At 66.1% G+C, this 17246-nt stretch carries 18 protein-coding genes and 1 tRNA gene; 8 read left to right on the top strand and 11 right to left on the bottom strand.

All coding sequences use genetic code 11. The annotated features are described in order from the left end of the window. Positions 1-3: 3 nt before the first annotated feature. The 7 genes from ACEL_RS04610 to ACEL_RS04580 form a co-directional block, all read right to left on the bottom strand. Positions 4-660 carry a carboxymuconolactone decarboxylase family protein gene (locus ACEL_RS04610; RefSeq protein WP_011719727.1) on the bottom strand — a complete coding sequence of 219 codons (657 nt, stop codon included), beginning with the start codon at positions 658-660 and terminating at the stop codon, positions 4-6. Between the two features lie 71 nt (positions 661-731). Continuing rightward, complete coding sequence (locus tag ACEL_RS04605) at positions 732-1805, bottom strand: alpha/beta hydrolase family protein (RefSeq protein ID WP_011719726.1); 1074 nt, start codon at positions 1803-1805, stop codon at positions 732-734. Positions 1806-2246: 441 nt separating this feature from the next. Then, positions 2247-3140 carry an ABC transporter substrate-binding protein gene (locus tag ACEL_RS04600; RefSeq protein ID WP_041834956.1) on the bottom strand — a complete coding sequence of 298 codons (894 nt, stop codon included), beginning with the start codon at positions 3138-3140 and terminating at the stop codon, positions 2247-2249. Between the two features lie 275 nt (positions 3141-3415). Further along, on the bottom strand, positions 3416-4270 hold the full coding sequence (locus tag ACEL_RS04595; protein ID WP_011719724.1) for an ABC transporter ATP-binding protein: 855 nt from the start codon (positions 4268-4270) through the stop codon (positions 3416-3418). An 11-nt stretch (positions 4271-4281) separates the two neighbouring features. Next, positions 4282-5112 (bottom strand): ABC transporter permease, encoded by an 831-nt coding sequence (locus tag ACEL_RS11420; protein ID WP_011719723.1) that lies wholly within the window; start codon positions 5110-5112, stop codon positions 4282-4284. After that, entirely contained in the window at positions 5109-5876 is a 768-nt protein-coding gene (locus ACEL_RS04585; RefSeq protein WP_011719722.1) for an ABC transporter permease, read from the bottom strand. Before ACEL_RS04585 ends, ACEL_RS11420 begins: the two co-directional genes overlap by 4 nt. A gap of 304 nt (positions 5877-6180) precedes the next feature. Next, positions 6181-6648, bottom strand: coding sequence for a RidA family protein (locus ACEL_RS04580; protein ID WP_011719721.1), 468 nt, complete (start codon positions 6646-6648; stop codon positions 6181-6183). Between the two features lie 176 nt (positions 6649-6824). Here ACEL_RS04580 and ACEL_RS04575 point away from each other — a divergent pair, with 176 nt between their 5' ends. Then, positions 6825-7175, top strand: coding sequence for a cupin domain-containing protein (locus tag ACEL_RS04575; protein ID WP_011719720.1), 351 nt, complete (start codon positions 6825-6827; stop codon positions 7173-7175). Here the strand turns inward: ACEL_RS04575 and ACEL_RS04570 are convergent. The 4 genes from ACEL_RS04570 to ACEL_RS11415 all read right to left on the bottom strand — a co-directional run bounded on the left by ACEL_RS04570 (position 7131) and on the right by ACEL_RS11415 (position 9922). Continuing rightward, positions 7131-8261 (bottom strand): carbon-nitrogen hydrolase family protein, encoded by a 1131-nt coding sequence (locus ACEL_RS04570; protein WP_011719719.1) that lies wholly within the window; start codon positions 8259-8261, stop codon positions 7131-7133. The genes ACEL_RS04575 and ACEL_RS04570 overlap by 45 nt on opposite strands. 205 nt (positions 8262-8466) lie before the next feature. After that, positions 8467-8538 (bottom strand) — tRNA-Val (locus ACEL_RS04565). Positions 8539-8674: 136 nt separating this feature from the next. Continuing rightward, a complete protein-coding gene (locus ACEL_RS04560) occupies positions 8675-9124 on the bottom strand; it encodes a DUF3052 domain-containing protein (protein ID WP_011719718.1) in 450 nt (149 codons plus the stop codon). Between the two features lie 15 nt (positions 9125-9139). Continuing rightward, positions 9140-9922, bottom strand: coding sequence for a pirin family protein (locus ACEL_RS11415; protein WP_011719717.1), 783 nt, complete (start codon positions 9920-9922; stop codon positions 9140-9142). A 204-nt stretch (positions 9923-10126) separates the two neighbouring features. Here ACEL_RS11415 and ACEL_RS04550 point away from each other — a divergent pair, with 204 nt between their 5' ends. The 7 genes from ACEL_RS04550 to ACEL_RS04520 all read left to right on the top strand — a co-directional run bounded on the left by ACEL_RS04550 (position 10127) and on the right by ACEL_RS04520 (position 17214). Further along, positions 10127-10573: a hypothetical protein gene (locus ACEL_RS04550; protein WP_011719716.1), complete on the top strand. Its 447-nt coding sequence runs from the start codon at positions 10127-10129 to the stop codon at positions 10571-10573. Between the two features lie 125 nt (positions 10574-10698). Then, positions 10699-11853: a PucR family transcriptional regulator gene (locus tag ACEL_RS04545; protein WP_011719715.1), complete on the top strand. Its 1155-nt coding sequence runs from the start codon at positions 10699-10701 to the stop codon at positions 11851-11853. Positions 11854-11982: 129 nt separating this feature from the next. Continuing rightward, the gene (locus ACEL_RS04540; protein ID WP_011719714.1) at positions 11983-13191 is read left to right on the top strand and encodes an acyltransferase domain-containing protein; all 1209 of its coding nucleotides are present in this window, start codon (positions 11983-11985) and stop codon (positions 13189-13191) included. Further along, positions 13188-14192, top strand: coding sequence for a beta-ketoacyl-ACP synthase III (locus ACEL_RS04535; protein WP_011719713.1), 1005 nt, complete (start codon positions 13188-13190; stop codon positions 14190-14192). Before ACEL_RS04540 ends, ACEL_RS04535 begins: the two co-directional genes overlap by 4 nt. A 23-nt stretch (positions 14193-14215) precedes the next feature. Then, positions 14216-14470 carry an acyl carrier protein gene (locus ACEL_RS04530; RefSeq protein WP_011719712.1) on the top strand — a complete coding sequence of 85 codons (255 nt, stop codon included), beginning with the start codon at positions 14216-14218 and terminating at the stop codon, positions 14468-14470. Positions 14471-14535: 65 nt separating this feature from the next. Next, positions 14536-15780: a beta-ketoacyl-ACP synthase II gene (fabF, locus tag ACEL_RS04525; protein WP_011719711.1), complete on the top strand. Its 1245-nt coding sequence runs from the start codon at positions 14536-14538 to the stop codon at positions 15778-15780. Positions 15781-15789: 9 nt separating this feature from the next. After that, positions 15790-17214, top strand: a complete 1425-nt coding sequence (locus ACEL_RS04520; RefSeq protein ID WP_011719710.1) for an acyl-CoA carboxylase subunit beta — start codon at positions 15790-15792, stop codon at positions 17212-17214. Positions 17215-17246 lie beyond the last annotated feature (32 nt).

Raw genomic sequence — 17246 nt, 5'->3', positions numbered from 1 at the left:
CGCTCACGCGGTGGAGGAGCGTGGTCCGCCTGCCACCTTCACCGCCCAGTAGTCGGAGGACGCTTTCGTCTTCTCCAGGGCGTCGCGCGTCTCGAAGCCGGGCGCCATGCCGGCCGACGTTCCCGGAAGATACTCATGGTGCTCGATGTTCAGCAGCCGAATCCAGCTCTGCTGACCGAACGTCAACGCGATGAAGCAGCCGAGCTCGACCAATTCGACCTCGGAGAAATGGCGGTGAAGACGATCCCACAGCTCGTCGCTGTCTGTCCCCCACGCGATCGCCTCGGCATACGCAAGTGCGGCTTTCTGACGATCGTCGTATTTGTCGGATGACTCGAAGTTCAACAACTCGTCATACTGAGCCTCCGACAGGCCCTTCGCCATCGCCTTTGTTGACCGCTGATTACCGCAGTACTCACACTTGACCGTCCGGGAAATGTAGATCCGGCACAGATCCTTGATCGCGTGGTCGCAGATTCCCTCGTGAAACAAGGCTTTCCACGAATTGGCGAACGCCCAGAAGGCGTTCGGAGCGTGGGCGCGGACCGCGGAGCTCTCCGGCCGCGGCGTGCCCTCGCGCGCACAACGGAGAATTTCCGCCTGCATCGCCTCGTCCATCGCATCAAAGGGAACGTAGCTGATGCGCTGTTTCGGCGCCATGTTTGACAACCTCCTTATCCCATCGCACACTGTGAGGGAACCGCACCGCTGAGTCGCGCAGACGGTTCATGTCATCCGGCCACTCGCCCGCCGAGAATGCGGGCCATCCAATCCGCCGATCGCTGCCGATGCTGCGCAGCAACGTTCATGCCGCCGTGATTTCCGTTCTCCAGCAGGAGCAATTCCGCCTGCGACCCTGCCGCCTCGGCGAGTCTGACCGCATCCTGCCAAGGAATCAGTCGATCCCGCTTTCCGGCAACGACGAGTAAGGGGCAGCGAATCCTTTCCGCGCGGCCGTCGAGCGTCAGTTGGGCGGCTTTTGCGCGTGCCTCCTCGTCGGAACGACTCCGCGATCGGACCCGGAACGCCGCCCGGGTCAACTCGTTGAGTCCGTCCCAACACGCACCAAAGTTCCAGGGTCCGGCAAGGGCGATACACGCCTTGACACGTTGATCACCGCTAGCCAGCCGCGGAGCGTAATAACCTCCGAGACTAACGCCCCAGATCCCCAGCCGGGCTGGATCAATCTCAGGTTGAGAAGCCAGGGCATCGAGCAACGCCGCGCCTGGAACCTCCCAGTCCGGCCGGATCGGTAAGTCGTACTCGGCCTCGCCTTGGCCGGGTCCGTCGACAGAGAATGTCGCCAATCCACGCTGCAGGAAGAGTTGCTCGGTGGAACGGAACTCCTCCTTGGTTGAGTCAAGCCCCGGAATGAGCATGACCGCGGGGAAAGGCGGCTCGCCGCGCGGCAGGCGCAGGATGCCGACCATCCGCGCGCCTTCAAACGGAACGGTGATGCGCCGACCCGGCGGATCGAGATAGGGCAGGGCGGTGGTGAGACACTCCACGGCCTTCTGGTGCGCAGCGCGCATTTGTTCCATGTCATCGACGAAGAGAAACTTCGCAAAGTGATAATACACGGCTGCTTGCGAGAAGTGATCTCCTGCGGACAACGTACGCCCCTCGTCAAGCGCCGCTCTGCCCAGTTCCACGTACGGCTCCGCGGCGGTGCACCACGCCGAGCACCACTCCTCCCACGTGGTGATGCGACTGAGCACCTCGTGGAAGTCGCTGTACGTCACCCCGTTCGTCGTGAAGCGGGGGCCCCAATTCTCAATCGCGATTCTTACGCGCTCATCCACCATGGTCCTCCACCTTCCGCCGGCCTCAGGGCGATCAGCGCGCCCAGCGTCTGTCCGATGCGCGCAGGACGTCCGGCGCAACGCTCGATTCGAAGCACCGCAGCCAGGTTTGCCGTGCGCATCAACTCGTCCCGACCACCGCCGGACTTTCCCTTGGTTTCCATTGATCTCCACCGTTCGGGTAACGACACCGCCGCAGCGCCGGACACCCACGTTCAGTGGACCAAACAGACTGCGGCGGACGGAAGCAGTCACGGCGAGGGGGCCGGTGGACGGTTTCCTGGCCCGCCGGTCGTTTCGTGGGCCAGGAAACCGCCGCATCGACGCCGCACCGGCCGTACGCACGGTTCATGCGCACTCCGCACCGCTTCGGCTCGTTATCGAAGCGCTTGCCTGAACGTCATCCGCTCGGCCAACCGGTTCACCCGGCATGCCGCCTCACGGCTACGGCTGGACGAGCTTCTGCGCGTCCTGGTACACCGAGAGGTCGACGATCTGGCTGTAAGTCGGGGCCTTGTCCGCCGGCACATTGCCTGCCGCGACTTGAGATTTGATGACATTCTCAACATTCGTCTGCGGCAGTCCGGCGCTGTCAAGGCTCCAGAAATCCATCTGCTTGTACTCGGCCATCGCCTGCTTCATCACCTGGGCGCTGTCGCCAACCACGGTCGCCAGCTGAGCCACCTCGTCGGCATTGGCGGGATCAAACATCCAATTCAAGGTAGCGATCTGCGCAGCAACGAACCGGACGAAAGCGTCCCTGTTCTGGTCGAGCTTGCTCTTCAAGGTGGCGAACATCTCATACATGGAGTTCGGCACAACCTGCGCTTGCACCATCACGGTGGTCAGCGGCTTGCCGAGTTGCTGCTGAACCGCTACCACCTCATTGAGGTGCAGCACGGACACCTTCAGTTGACCGGCGATGACTGCTTGCGGGTTGGCGTCACCTGGGAAGGCCAGCGGATGAACGTCCTTAATGGTAAGACCGCAGGTCTTGAGCATCACGGCAAGTGCGGTGTACCGGATGCCGCCGATCGCGTCGACACCGACGCCCTGACCCTTGAGTTTCTGACACGAGTTGATGGCCGGATCGGTAGAGACGACAACCCAGTCAGGATTCTCTTGTCCTTGGATCGCGACGATAGGGATGCCTTTCGCGACCAATGCCACCACCTGAGCGGGAGGCGCGATGGCTATGTCAATCTGTCCGGTGGACATGGCTCGCGTGGCATCGGTACCAGTCGTGAAGCTCTTCACCGTCACGTCGACGCCGAACGCCTTGTAAAAGCCCTTCTTGTCGGCGATGTAGGGAAGCAGACCGGAGACGACCGGCGGCACGCCTGGACTTCCGATGGTCAGCTTAGGCAGCGGTCCTGCCGGAGGGGGGCTCACCGGGGCGGTGCCGTGCGGCGCCGTGGGTGCCGAGGCGCCGGCCGACCCGCTCGCTGAACTTGCCGGAGAGCTCGCCGAGCTGGACGCTGCACTACTCGGTGCAGCCGTCGAGGATGCCGCGGACGTCGACGCCGGCTTGGAACTGCTGCACGCTGCAAGGGCAAGCATTCCTGCGGTGAGAAGGCTGGCCCATGCCAGCCGCTGGTTGAGTGCGCGTGTTGTCATCTTCTTTCCTGTCCTGTCTCGTGCCCGACGATACGTGCCGAAGAAGCGACGCCTTGGTGAACGGACGCTGCAGCATCGTTGAGGGGAGATGCCGGTGAATCCGTTTGCATCACCGCGTTCCAGACGTAATCGCGTACGATCCGGAACCGCTCCGTGTCGACGGCCTCCCGCGTCCTGGGCCTTGGTAGTCCAACAGTCACAATGTCGAAGATTTGACTCGGCCGGCCACGCAAAATCACGACACGATCCCCCATCAGCACAGCTTCGTCGATCGAGTGCGTGACGAAGAGTGTCGCCACCGGGTGTGCATCCCAGATCCGCAGCACCTCAAGCTGCAGGAGGTCACGGGTCTGTGCATCAAGGGAGGCGAACGGCTCATCCATCGCCAGGACCGTGGGGTCGATGGCCAGTGCACGCGCGAGACCGGCACGTTGCTGCATGCCGCCGGAGAGTTGGTACGGATACGCCTTCTCGAAACCCGCTAAACCGACAAGCTTGATGAGGTGCTCAACTTTCGGCCGCCAGACCCGTGCCGGCACGCCCTGAACAACCAGCCCATAGGCGATGTTCGCCGTGACGGTCTTCCATGGAAAGAGACCAAAATTCTGGAACACCATCGCCACTCCGGGCGGCGGTTCGGTCACCCTCCGATCGTGAATGTACACCGCGCCATCGGTTGGAGCCATCAAGCCGACAACGCAACGCAGCAGGGTGGTCTTTCCGCAACCGGACGGTCCGACGATGGAGACAATTTCGTCGCCCCCCACCGTAAAGGAGAGGTCGCGGAAGACAACCCTCGTGCCGAAGGCTTTCGTCAAGCCCTCAACGCGAATCGTCGGTGAAGCGGTCACGGTTCCCTCGCTCAGCCACTCTGCCGGTACCACCGGAGCCATCGCCGAGTCGCCCCATTGACCGCCGCCCGGAGGAGCACGGCAAGGAGCGCCAAGGCTAAGACAGCAACGAATGCCTGATCCTCTTTGAAGGAATTGACGTGAGAGAGCACGTAATAGCCCAGTCCATGGACGGCTGCAATGAACTCAGCGGCGACAGCGCCGATAAGCGCTCGGCCGATGGCCAGATCGACGCCGGCAAGCACGTACGGTACCGCCGCCGGAAGGACGACTCCGCCCCAGACCCGCCACCAGGGCGCACGGTAGAGCCGGCTCACCTCGATGTGCATCACCGGGACGGCCCGCGCTCCCTCCGCGACGCTGTAGACGATCGGCAATCCTGCTTCGATGACGATGACGACGAGGCGCGTGGTCGCGCTGTAGCCGAACCAGACCGTGATGAGCGGGACCAGCGCGATGATGGGCATCGCATAGAGGCCGCTGACGTACATGCCGAGAACGCGTTGCACGTCGCTCAGTCGACCCACCACAAGGCCGAGAAGACTACCGCCAACGAGAGCAATGAGAAGGCCGACGATGACCGCGAAGAGCGTACTGCCGAGGTCGTGATAAAAGACGTTGTCGGTCAAGACCTTCGGCAGGTCGCGCACGACCCCGATCGGTCGGGCCACGTAATGGGGAGCCCACGATCCGACGACAAACTGCCAGACCGCAAGAATGAGCACGCCCGCAGCAATACGAAGCACAGCGGGACGACACCACCACGGTCCGGCACCCGCGGCCGCCCATTCGTCGTCTCCGCGTACCGGAGTACTGCGCAACGTTTCCACACCGCTGCTCATCCGGTCACCCGCCACCGAGCGAAGTACTTCTCCACGAGCCGGCCGACCGCCATCAGCATCAAGCCTGCGACGGTAATCACGAGAACAACGGCGAGCATCTCGGCGGTGCTGAACTGTTGGGCCGCCGAGACGAGCAAGCCGCCGAGCCCGTTCGCACTGAGGAAGATATCGGCAGCGATCATGCCAACAAGTCCCCGGGCCAGCGCCTGGCGAACACCCGTCATGAAGAACGGCAGGGTGTACGGAATGACGACGTGCAACCAAATCGCCCGTTCACTCGATCGATAAAGTTTGGCAACCTCCATCAACTCAACCGCTACGCTCTGGGCGCCTCGCTGGGTAGCCAGCAATACCGGGAAAACGCAAAAGAGAAAGACGACGACGACCTTCGGCCAGAACCGGTACCCCAGCAGAGCGAGGATGAACGGGATCAACGCAATGAGCGGCGTGGCGTAGAGCCCCATGATGTACGGCTCGAAGGCGACCCGCAACACGCGAATTCGTGCGAGAAGCAGACCGCCGAGGGCACCCAGAAGAATCGCAATTCCCACCCCTGCGCCGTAAACCGAGAACGAATTCACCAGCGCCTGCGGCAAGGTACCATCGTCGATCATGCTGCCGAGGTGCCGCAGGGTCGCGGTGAGGGTAACGAAGATCTGCGGTTGGCTGTGACTCCCGACGATCTGCCACGCGGCAACGCCCAGCAGGACGCCGCCGGCGTATCCGGCAAGGGCTCGGGTGCGCCGCCGCCAGTCCGGCTGCACTATCCGCCTCCCACCGCACTGCAAACGGATGCATGCTTGAGCCTTAGCATCCGCCGAGTTCCGAGCCAAGTCAAGAGCCGGCACAGCCGTCCAATACGGTCGCAACATTTCCGTGACGTTGTCGGCGAAGCACCCGGCCCGGACGGCGTCCTCGGTCGCACATGCGTGGCGGAACTGCGCTGTCTGGCGCGCATGCCGGGTGACATCGCACCGTCGGCCGGTGCACGTCGGGAGGCTCCTGTCACTCGACCGCAGTGCGCAGGCCTCTTTCGAGATCAATGTCTGGAAGAAACGATTGCAGGCTTTACGGCCTGAAGCCGCGTCGTCCGCAATCGTTCGGCCCACCGGTCGGATTTGGCTGACCGCTCGCGCCAAGAACGGCGATCGCCTGAATCTCGATCATCGCACCCGTAGGCATGAGACTATGCACGCCAATCAAGGCGCTCGCCGGGAAGTCGCCGCCGAAGTACTCCCTCCGGAGCGCCGTGAAGATCCGACCAAGGCTGGTGTCCGTGAGAAAGACGGTCATCGCGACGATGTCACCGAGCGTTCCACCGGCCGCCCGGACCGCGGCATGTACACGATCGAGTGCAGTCCGCGCCTGCTCGAGGAAATCGCTGGAGACGACCTCATGCCGCTCGTTCAGTCCACACTGCCCGGCGATGAAGACCAACGGCCCGGCCCGCACACACTGCGAGTACCCGAATTCGGCGGTCTCCTCGAGTCCCGGCACTCGAACGATTTCCTTGACGAACACTGATCCGCCAGCCATTGCATCCTTCCTCTAGATGCCCGTGCTACGCGAAGGGGTTCTCTGTGGACGCTGTGACACTGCACCACGAAAGGTCATAGCATCGAGGAGCCAAGGAGCCACTCCGTCGACGGAAGCCCTGCTCGACACATTGCGTGTCGGCGCGACGAGGAGTTTCGCCCGCGAGGAGGACGACGATGGGCCGGATCTTTACTCCCGAGGAAAATGGTTGGCGACACGTTGAGCGCCGAGGAGCTGATCAAGTGACCTCGTACCTGCTGCTGCCCACCGAACGCGGCGGCAGAACGCGACTCTCGCTCACCCGGATCGAGCGCGGCGGAGCATTCGGTCCACATATCGACGACTACGAACACGTTTTCTGCGTTCTCCAGGGACGCGGTGAGGCGATGGTTGGAAAGGAACGCAGGGCGATCGAACCCGGCGATCTCATTGTCACCGACATCCGGGAACCCCACGGTCTTTGGGCCGATTCGACCGGCGATCTAGTGCTGCTCACCGCCAACGTCTACCCCGAGACCACCGGTTAGGCTCGGCAGGCCGCCCTGCTCGACGGCGAACCGCACCGGTGCAGAAACTTGTTCGGCCCGCGCAGGGCCCTCGACCTGTTCGAGAACCGGATTTTCGGCAGTGTCCCGGACGGTGAGCAGTCGAGGCTCCGCAGTGCGGATCCGAAGCTCAAAAATGTCCGGGCGGTTGTAATGCCCGGCGAAATCGTGACGCAATTTCATCCGAATCCCGAGTTCCAGATCCAAATCCGCGTAGAGGATGGCTTCCTCGTTGCCGAGTGGTCCGGCAATCACCCGACCATCCGGTGCGACGATGAGGGATCCGCCGCAAAAGTCGGGGCGGCGGATGAGTTCCTCGTCGTCCGGGCTGAGACGAAGCTTCGCGAGAGCGGTCTCGTCGACTGTTCCACAGCAGCTCATGACGTATGCCTTGGTCATCTGAGCGAAGGCCCGGGAATCCACCGAGACCCGGTCGCGCATCGGGGCGCCGGTTGTCGGAAAGTGACACGGCCAGCTCATGACGTGCACCTGGGTGTATTGCGCGGTCAGCGCAAAAATGGCCAGCGGATTGGAGTTCTCTCCGCAGATGAGTGCACTCGCCGGCCCGAAATCCGTCCGGAACACCGACAAACCGTCCCCGCTGCCGCCGGTGTGCACGAGACGCTCTCCCACGGTGGGCGTGATCTTACGGCGGCAGCCAAGAAGTGTACCGTCCGGTCCGATGAACAGTTGGCTGTTGTACAGCGTGCCGAACGTATTGGGGCGTTTCTCGCAGACGCCAACGACAACGTAGGCGCGGGCATCAGCCGCTGCCCGCTGCAGCTCGACTACCTCCGGTCCCGGGATTTCAACGGCGTTCTTGAATAATTCGACGCTCAGCTCGGTCGCGATCGACCCCGTTGCGGGGTGGAAGTGAAACCAGATGGGATGCGCCGGAATGAATCCCTCCGGAAAACCAATGATGTCAGCGCCTCCGCGACCCGCCTCCCGGATCAGTCGACAAGCCTTCTGCGTCGACCGTTCCCGGTCGAGGAAGACGGAGGCCGCCTGGACAGCCGCGGCATGCACGGTCGGGTATTCATCACCCATCCGCACCTCCCAGTTCACAATCGTTTGCTTCCTTACGCTAGGCCGGACGGTCAGGGGACGTCAATCGGTGACAGCCGCCGGACGTGCAGATGCCCGAGATCGCGGGTGAACGAGGAACGCATCCATGGGACACCGTCGGACCAACGCCGACCTGGGCGCTGTCTCGACGCCGCAGCTCTACGGTTCGATCAACGGCGACCCCGGAACCAGCCGAGCAGATGCGTGGGCACGACAGGGTTCGAACCTGTGACCCCCCGGTTGTAAGCCGGGTGCTCTTCCACTGAGCTACGCGCCCGCGAGCCGCAGCCTACGGCAGCGCGGCCAAACCGTGCACGCGACGAGGTGACCGTCAGACCAGCGCGAGAACGCCGATTCCGTTCATGAGCCCGCTCGATTGCGCCGTCCACCGCGCGTTCCGGGGACGACGCCGCTCACCGTCGCTTCGACCGCGGCGCCACCAGCCGCGCACCGGACCAGTCCCGGCCGGCGCTCACCGTGCTGGTTTGCGCGAGTCCCGCGGTCGGGGCGGCTTCGGTGATGTCACTAGGCTCGACGTGGCCCGGTCGGCCTGCCTTGGGCGACAGCACCCAGACGGTGCCGCCGTCGGCCAGGGACGTGAGCGCGTCGACCAAGGCATCAACGAGATCACCGTCGCCATCCCGCCACCAGAGGAGAACGGCGTCCACAACGTCGTCATAATCCGCGCCGACAAGCGCGTTGCCGGTGACTTCTTCAATCGCCCGCCGAAGATCCTCATCGACGTCCGTGTCGTACCCGATTTCCTGGACGACCTGCCCGGCCGAGAAACCCAGCTTCTCGGCCCGGAGCCGAAGCTCGACGGAGCTTCGCTGCCCCTCCGCGTGGCCCGCGGTCGTGCTCACCAATACCCTCCTTACCTACCGGACATGATGCTGCCTAGTCTCGCCGAAGTCGGAGGAGGTTGCAGCACCGGACGGCGAGGATTTCAGCGACCAGCCGAACACCTCCGCCTCGGTCACGGCGTAGAGCACAACGGTGGCCGCACCGGTGAGCCGGACCGCATCACCGTCGTCCAGCACCCAGCCCGGATCTGGACCGCCGATACCGGCAGGCGCAGCGCCGAGCACGTGCCGGTCGGCGACGGCGACCGTGACGCGCCCCGTGGCGACGAAAAGATGCGCGAGTTCGTCGTACGCGAGCTCCACCGTGCCGCCCGCGGGCAGGCACGCGACGTCCAGCCGGGCATCGTGACGGGTGAAAACGGTCACGAAGCCGTCCGCGCGCATCCGCTGCGCCGGCGCCGGGGTCTGATACCAGGGTTCGCTGGTGTCATCGGCCGTGAGCCACATCTGCAGGTATCGGGTCACGCCGGCTGCCGCATTTTGCTCGGAATGCCGCACACCGTGCCCGGCGTGCAGAACCTGCATCTGCCCGCCGACCAGCGTTCGCATGTTGCCGAGATCATCGCTGTGTCGGAGCGCCCCCGTCAGCACCCAGGTGAGGATGTCGATCCCGCGATGACCGTGCCAGCCGTAACCCGCGCCGGGTTCCAGAACCTCATCGTTATGGGCGATCAGCGGGCCAAAACCGATGTTCGCCGGATCGTAGTGCCGACCGTACGAGAAGGAGTGCCGGGACACGATCCCTGGGGATCGCGTCTCGTACCGTGCCGTCGCGGGTCGACGGTCAACCGTGGGCATGGTTGCTACCACCGTCACGTCGTCCTGTTGACGCAGCCGGCGACCGGGAGACGCCGACCGTCATCGTCGCCACGACCGTCACGCCGACCGGCCGGACCACCCGACCCAGGCAGTTCGGGTAGTCCGCGGGCGGTTTGCTAAAAAATGCCTATTCACCCGGCGCGCGGGTGCCGACCAGATGAGAAACCGTCGAGGAGCGCGCACATGCCGATTCTGCCGTGGCTGCACGGACGCCGACCGGTGGTCCGCGTCGCATCTCTCGACGAGCACCCGAACCGCGGCGAGATTCTCGCGATCCGCCGCCGGGCGACGATGCTCCGCGAGCGCGAGATCACCGGGCTGGCCCGGCTGTGGCGGAACACGCCCTACCTTGCGGCAATCCGGGCCCGCGCCTTGTCGGTCGATGCGCCGTTGGTCGTCGACGTCCTGCACGATTTCGCCACGATCGAGCAGGCGTTCGATGAGGTCCTCACCCAGCCGCAGGCGATCGCCCGGGTCTCGTCCGCCACGTTGCATCCGACGATCGTGGAGACAGCACTGAAGGCGGTCCGGGACGCCCTGGCCGCTGCGTACGCCCAGCCTGTGCTCCGCCCTCGGGAATACCTCGCCCTCGGCGCTCCCTGGCGCCGCGTCATCTACCAGTTGCCGTAGCCCGCCGGCTCGCATCGCCGCCGCTCGCGACCACGCGCCGGATACCCGAACGCCGCGAGACGAGCCTTCTCCCGGGATGAGCCGCGATCTCGTAGCCTGCCATCGTGACCGCGCCCGCCCTCGGTATGGAACCTCGCCGCCGTGCGACGACGGCCCGCGCCCTCGAGCGGGCGGCCGGTGAGCTGGCCCGCGAAGCGGTCGCCCGCATGGAGGCGACACTGCCGTGGTTCCAGGCGTTACCGGCAGAGAGCCGGTCGTGGGTCGGGTTGATCGCGCAGGCCGGGATTGCCGCGTTCGTCAACTGGTTCAAGCATCCGGATCGGTCGAGGGAGATCACCGCCGAAATCTTCGGCACCGCCCCGCGGGACCTCGCCCGGACGGTGAGCCTCCGGCAGACCGTGGAGATGGTCCGCATCACCGTCGACGTTGTCGAGGACGCCGTCGAGCGGATCGTCGAGCCGCCGGACGTCGGCCCGTTACGGGAAGCGATCCTCATCTACTCCCGCGAGGTCGCCTTCGCCGCGGCGCAGGTGTACGCGCAGGCGGCGGAGTCCCGCGGCGCCTGGGACGCCCGGCTTGAAGCCATCATCGTCGACGCCCTGGTGCGCGGCGAGGCCGGCGACGTGCTCCGATCCCGGGCGGCGGCACTCGGGTGGCGCAACCCGACGTCCGTTGCAGTCGTGGTGGGCATGACCCCGGACGACGAGCCGGAGGTCGTCGTCGACGGCGTCCGGCGGGCGGCTCGGCACGCCGGTTGGGACGTGCTCGCCGGCGTCCAAGGGGACCGGCTCATCGCCGTCCTCGGCGGGGTGGCTGATCCGATGCACGCGTCGCGGGCTCTGCTCGCACAGTTCGGCCCGGGGCCGGTGGTGATCGGGCCAACGGCAACGGATCTGGTGTCCGCGGGACCGGCGCTCCGCGAGGCACTTGCCGGATTGCGGGCCGCCCGGGCCCGCCCGTCGCTCCCCCGCCCGGTTCACGCCCGAGACCTCCTGCCGGAGCGGGCACTCGACGGTGACGAGCTGGCTCGCACAGCGCTCGTTGAGTCGATTTACCAGCCGCTGGTGGCGGCCGGACTCGTCGACACTGTGGCGACGTACCTTGAGCAGGCCGGCTCGCTCGAGGCGACGGCCCGGATGTTGTTCATCCACACCAACACGGTGCGCTACCGGCTGCGTCGGGTGGCGGATCTGACGGGATACAGCCCGACGGATCCTCGCGACGCCTTCGCGCTCCACCTCGCCTTGGTGTACGGCCGGCTCACCGAAGAGAAGCCGTGACTGCCACCCCGGACCGGCCCGAACGCTCACCGGAGAGCCGCCGTCATTAGAGAATTCCTACAAACACCGGGAGCCGACTTCGTACCGATCGGCAACGACGCAGCGCACCGAGGGCGGCAGAGTAGAGACGTGCTTGCGATCCTTGCGCCAGGCCAAGGGGCACAGACGCCCGGCCTGCTCACTCCGTGGCTGGATGTGCCACGAATTGCCGATCTTCTCAACTGGTGGTCCGCCGTCGTCGACCTTGACCTCGTCCACCTGGGCACCAAGGCCGGCGCAGACGAGATCAAAGACACCGCGATCGCCCAGCCACTGATCGTCGCGGCCGGGCTTGCCGCAGCCGCCACTCTCTTGCCGGACGACGATCCGCACGCCGTCCTCGACAATCTTCCCCACCACATCGCCGCCGTCGCCGGCCACAGCGTCGGTGAGCTCACCGCGTCCGCGGTCGCCGGCGTCCTGCCGGTGGAAGCCGCCCTGGTTCTCGTCCGGGAACGGGGCCGGGCCATGGCCCGGGCCGCGTCGCTGCGGGACACCGGGATGACCGCGATCCTCGGCGGCGACCCGGCCGCCGTCCAGGCAAAGCTTGCCGAACACGGGCTCACCGCGGCGAACATGAACGGTGCCGGCCAGATCGTCGCTGCCGGCACGATCGACGATCTCGCCGCGTTGGCTGCGGACCCACCGGAGGGCGCCCGGCTCCGCCCGCTCGCGGTGGCCGGAGCTTTCCACACCGCGTACATGGCGAGTGCTGTCGATCGGCTCCGTGAGCTCACCGCGGGAATGCCGGTTGGCGAACCGCACACGCGGTTGCTCTCCAACGCCGACGGCACGGTCGTCCAGCACGGCCGGGACGTCATCAACCGGCTTGTCCAGCAGGTCGCGGCGCCAGTGCGCTGGGATCGGTGCATGGAGACACTGGGCGCGCTGGGCGTTACTGCGGTCATCGAGCTGCCCCCGGCAGGAACGCTGACCGGCCTGATCCGGAGGGCCCTGCCCGGTGTGGAGACCCTCGCGCTCAAGACACCCGACGACATTCCCGCCGCCCAGGAACTGCTCGAACGGCATCGGCACGAGTTGGAGCCGAGCATGGCGCCGAGCTGGCGGCTGCTGGTCGCGCCCATCGCCGGAACGCTGGAACGCGCGGCCCTGGACCTCGGCACGCAGGTGACCGCCGGCACCGTGCTCGGCCGGGTGGTTGCCAAGCGGGAAGCGGCCGAGATCGTCACCGCCCATGATGCTGTGATCGTCGAATGGTTAGCCGAGAACGGCGATCCGATCTCCCCGGGCCAGCCGATCGTCCGGTTGCATCCGAGAGCCGACGAGGTGTTCGCGTGAACGCAGCCTCCGGCGCGCCGGGGTCGCGCATCCTCTCGGTCGGCGAATACCGGCCGGCCCGCGTCGTCACGAATGACGAGATCTGCCAGCGAATCGACTCCTCCGACGCATGGATCCGGGAACGGACCGGGATTGTCACCCGCCGGTTCGCCGGCGACGACGAGACCGTGGTGTCAATGGCAGCCGCCGCATCGGCCAAAGCGCTGGCCGACGCCGGTATCGAACCGGAGGACGTCGACCTCGTCATCGTGGCGACCTGCTCGCACCCCCTGCAGACCCCCGGCGCATCCAGCGAAGTTCAGCACCTGATCGGCGCCATACGGGCGGGGGCGTACGACCTCAACGCCGCGTGCGCCGGGTTCTGCTATGGGCTCGCGATGGCCGACGCGGCGATCCGCTCCGGCGCCGCACGGTACGTCGTCCTGGCCGGGTCGGAGCGGATGACCGACTTCATCGATCCGACGGATCGGGGCATGGCCTTTCTCTTCGGGGACGGCGCTGGCGCGGTGGTGGTCGGTCCGGCGGATCGGCCGGGGATCGGCCCGGTCGCATGGGGAAGCGACGGTTCACAGTCCCGGCTCATCTACCAGCAGCCGACGTACGTCGAGGTGCAGCGCGCATTGGCCGCCGGATCACTCGTTGAACCGGTCGCATTGCGGATGGTCGGACCCAGTGTGTTCCGCTGGGCCGTCACCCAGATGGCGCCGGTGGCGCGTCGGGCGTTGGACCTCGCCGGGGTCCGGCCGGCTGAGCTGGGCGCGTTCATCCCCCACCAGGCCAACCTGCGTATCGTCGAATCACTCGCAAAGGCACTCGACCTTCCGCCCAGCACAGTGATCGCCCGTGACATCGAGACGCAGGGCAACACCTCGTCGGCGTCTATTCCGCTCGCAATGGCCGCGCTCATCGAGCAGGGCCAGGTGCAGAGCGGGCAACCGGCCCTGCTGATCGGTTTTGGCGCCGGGCTCACGTATGCTGCCCAGGTCGTCGAGATTCCCTGACCACTGACGAAAAGGAGCACACTATGGCCCTGTCGAAAGAGGAAATCCTCACCGGTCTCGCGGAAATCATCAACGAGGTCGCCGGGATACCGACGTCCGACGTCCAACCCGAGAAGAGCTTCACCGATGACCTCGACGTGGACTCCCTGTCGATGGTCGAGGTGGTCGTTGCAGCGGAGGAGAAATTCGGGGTGCGGATCCCCGATGACGAGGTCAAGAACCTCAAGACCGTCGGCGACGCGGTGGACTACATCGCCAACGCGACGGTGTCCGCGTAGGCCCGGCGGAACGGCAACGGAGATCATTCGAAAGCAGACCTCATCCGAGAGCGGACGGCGGACGAGTGACTGAGCAGCAACGTGGACGACGTCGTGTTGTGGTCACCGGTCTCGGTGCCACCACGCCGCTTGGCGGGGACGTGGCAACGACCTGGCGGCGGCTCCTCGCCGGTGAGAGCGGGGTTCGGACCCTCACCGAGGAGTGGGCCGCCGACCTGCCGGTGCGGATCGGCGCGCGGGTAGCCGTCGAGCCGACCGAGGTGCTGGACCGGGTCGAAGCCCGGACGCTCGATCGCTCCCAGCAATTCGCTCTCATCGCGGCTCGGCAGGCGTGGGAGGACGCCGGCCGGCCCGAGGTGGACCGGGAGCGGCTGGGCGTCGTTTTCGCTTCGGGCATCGGCGGGGTCACCACCCTGCTCAACGCGTACGACGTCCTCCGCGAGAAAGGGCCGCGGCGAGTGTCGCCGTACACCGTGCCGATGCTGATGCCGAACGGCCCGGCCGCAGCGGTCGGGCTCGACCTTGGCGCGCAAGCCGGCGTGCACACCCCGGTCAGCGCGTGCGCCTCCGGAGCGGAGGCGATCGCCTACGGCTTGGAGATGATTCGGTCCGGCCGGGCGGACGTCGCCGTGTGCGGCGGAACCGAGGCGGCGATCCACGCCCTTCCGCTGGCCGCTTTCGCTTCGATGCGGGCGCTGTCGACCCGCAATGACGAGCCCGAGCGGGCCTCCCGGCCGTACGACAAGGCGCGCGACGGTTTCGTCATGGGCGAAGGGGCGGGTGCCGTCGTCCTCGAAGAATTCGAGTACGCCCGCGCCCGGGGCGCCCGGATTCTCGGCGAAATCGCCGGCGCCGGGCTGAGTTCCGACGGCTACCACATCACCGCCCCCGATCCGGAGGCGCGCGGAGCCGTTCGGGCCCTGCGGTCGGCACTCGCCGACGCCGATCTCAGCCCAGCTGACATCGTGCACATCAACGCGCACGCCACCTCCACGCCGATCGGAGATGTTGCGGAGGCCAAAGGAATCCGGGAAGTTTTCGGATCCGCGGCCGATGGCATCGTCGTCACCGCGCCGAAATCGTCCTTCGGTCACCTTCTCGGCGCCGCCGGTGCGGTGGAGGCGATCGCGACGCTTCTCGCCGTCCGAGAAAAAGTCTCACCACCCACGCTGAATCTGGAGAACCAGGACGACGAGGTGGACCTCGACATCGCCGCTCTCGAACCGAGACCGTTGCGGGACGGCGCGGCGCTGTCCAATTCCTTCGGTTTCGGCGGGCACAACGTCGTCCTCGTCATCCGAGCGAGCTGAGGGAACTCCGTGACGCACGACGCACACGACACCCGGCCGGGCACATCCGGACCGCAGGACCTCGACCCGCGCACGCCCACCGCGCGGCTCGGCGCATTCTTTGATCCGGGGACTTTCCAGCCCATCAGCCCCCTCGACGATTGCGGTGTCCTGGCCGGTGTCGGCACCGTCGCCGGCACGCACACGGTTGCATTCGCTAGCGACCCCACGATTCAAGGTGGGGCCATGGGCAGTGTCGGATGCTCGGTCATCGTCGGCGCATACGACCGGGCACTCGCCGACGGCGCGCCGATCGTCGGGCTCTGGCATTCCGGCGGCGCTCGATTGCGCGAAGGTGTCGAGAGTCTCGACGGGGTCGGGCGGGTTTTCGCCGCAATGACCCGAGCTTCGGGAAAAATCCCGCAGATTTCGGTGGTTCTGGGCCCGGCAGCCGGTGGGGCGGCGTACGGGCCGGCCCTCACGGACATCGTCATCATGGGCCCGGCTGGCCGTATTTTCGTGACCGGACCGGATGTCGTGCGGAGTGTGACCGGCGAGGACGTCGACATGGAGCGGTTGGGTGGTGCAGAAGTGCACGGCCGCCGAAGCGGCGTCGTTCACCTGCTCGCGGACTCCGATGAGCAGGCGCTGGGGTACGCACGGGACGTGGTTGCGCTGCTGGGGAATCAGGGGAAATTGGGCGACGCGCCGCTGGTGGACGTCGACCTCGCGGACCGGATTCCGGAAGCAGCGAAAAGGGCCTACGACGTGCACCCGCTCGTCGACGGGCTGCTTGACTCCCCCGGCGTCGAATTGCACCCGAAGTGGGCGCCGAACATTGTGACCACTCTCGGCCGGCTCGCCGGCCGTACGGTCGGTGTCATCGCGAACAATCCGCTCCGGCTGGGCGGCTGCCTGGACACGACGTCGGCGGAGAAGGCGGCCCGCTTTGTCCGGATGTGCGATGCGTTCGGGGTGCCGCTGGTGGTGGTGGTCGACGTCCCGGGATATCTACCGGGACTGGGGCAGGAGTGGGACGGCGTGGTCCGTCGCGGCGCGAAGCTCCTGCACGCTTTTGCCGAGGCCGTCGTGCCACGCATCACCTTGATAACCCGGAAAGCCTACGGCGGCGCGTACATCGCGATGAATTCCCGCGCACTCGGTGCCACCCGGGTGCTGGCCTGGCCGGGTGCGGAGGTCGCCGTCATGGGGGCGGTCGCCGCTGTACGGATCCTGCACCGGCGCAAGCTTGCCGAAGTCGGTGAGGCGCTCCGTCCCTCGCTGGAACTGGAACTTGCCGCCGAGCATGAGAAAATCGCCGGCGGTATCGAGAAGGCTGTTGCCTTGGGCGTAGTGGACGACGTCGTCGACCCGGCCCGAACCCGCAGCGCCATCGCGGATGCCATTGCCGCCGCGCCGCCGGTCCGCGGCGAGCACGGCAACATCCCCCTCTGACACTCCTGTCGGCGCAACCGGCGGCGTCACTA

The sequence above is a fragment of the Acidothermus cellulolyticus 11B genome, assembly GCF_000015025.1.
Classification (GTDB): Bacteria; Actinomycetota; Actinomycetes; order Acidothermales; family Acidothermaceae; genus Acidothermus; species Acidothermus cellulolyticus.
This window is presented reverse-complemented; position numbering and strand designations above follow the sequence as displayed.

Coding starts and splice junctions, on each gene's coding strand:
- ACEL_RS04610 (WP_011719727.1), bottom strand. CDS start 660: ATGGCGCCGAAACAGCGCATCAGCTACGTTCCCTTTGATGCGATGGAC.
- ACEL_RS04580 (WP_011719721.1), bottom strand. CDS start 6,648: ATGGCTGGCGGATCAGTGTTCGTCAAGGAAATCGTTCGAGTGCCGGGA.
- ACEL_RS04550 (WP_011719716.1), top strand. CDS start 10,127: ATGCCGATTCTGCCGTGGCTGCACGGACGCCGACCGGTGGTCCGCGTC.
- ACEL_RS04575 (WP_011719720.1), top strand. CDS start 6,825: ATGGGCCGGATCTTTACTCCCGAGGAAAATGGTTGGCGACACGTTGAG.
- ACEL_RS11420 (WP_011719723.1), bottom strand. CDS start 5,112: ATGAGCAGCGGTGTGGAAACGTTGCGCAGTACTCCGGTACGCGGAGAC.
- ACEL_RS04545 (WP_011719715.1), top strand. CDS start 10,699: ATGGAACCTCGCCGCCGTGCGACGACGGCCCGCGCCCTCGAGCGGGCG.
- ACEL_RS11415 (WP_011719717.1), bottom strand. CDS start 9,922: ATGCCCACGGTTGACCGTCGACCCGCGACGGCACGGTACGAGACGCGA.
- ACEL_RS04605 (WP_011719726.1), bottom strand. CDS start 1,805: ATGGTGGATGAGCGCGTAAGAATCGCGATTGAGAATTGGGGCCCCCGC.
- ACEL_RS04530 (WP_011719712.1), top strand. CDS start 14,216: ATGGCCCTGTCGAAAGAGGAAATCCTCACCGGTCTCGCGGAAATCATC.